The 544-nt window shown below is 32.0% G+C and carries 2 pseudogenes; one reads left to right on the top strand and one right to left on the bottom strand.

What is annotated here, in order from left to right:
• Nucleotides 1–164 precede the first annotated feature (164 nt).
• A pseudogene (locus AC3G7N_RS22320) lies at nucleotides 165–301 on the top strand (NAD(+)--rifampin ADP-ribosyltransferase); the annotation flags it as partial.
• A 53-nt stretch (nucleotides 302–354) separates the two neighbouring features.
• Here AC3G7N_RS22320 and AC3G7N_RS22315 read toward each other — a convergent pair.
• A pseudogene (locus tag AC3G7N_RS22315) lies at nucleotides 355–544 on the bottom strand (hypothetical protein); the annotation flags it as partial.

Below are 544 nucleotides of genomic sequence, written 5' to 3'. Positions count from 1 at the left end.
ATGTATATATATTAGACGAACATTCTCTTTATTTGGCTTCACTTTTTTTAAATTCTTATTGGAAATTTAATAAATATGTTTCACTGTCTCCCACTAGCACAAAACCAGCACAAATAAAGATTGATCACAACTTAGTTTATCAAACCAAGCCTTTGACCAATCTTTCCTATACGTCTAAATCTCCTTTGAAAGTAATAGCTGAATTAAGTTCATGGGAAAGATATTCCGATGAAATATAAATCATATGATTACATCTTTAAAAAAGTTACGTGAACAAGGAAAAGCCGTAATATACGATTAATCCTTAAAATTAAACCCTTTACTCGGATTCACCCACACATTAACTGAAATATTCTAATTAGAACCTTTATAGCGAAGTATTATCGGCTGACTGTCTCCCATCGTTGCCTTATATAAACTAATAGTTCCTACCGTTTTTTCAGAAGCAGCGGAATGAACCTCAAAATTTTCATTTAACGAAATGGTCCAAACGGCCTCGTCATTTTTCTTTAAAACAACAGCAAGTGTACCAAATTGATGTATA

This window comes from Virgibacillus carmonensis (assembly GCF_057836705.1).
Note: the sequence above shows the minus strand (reverse complement) of the source record. Positions and strands in the feature narration are given on the sequence as shown.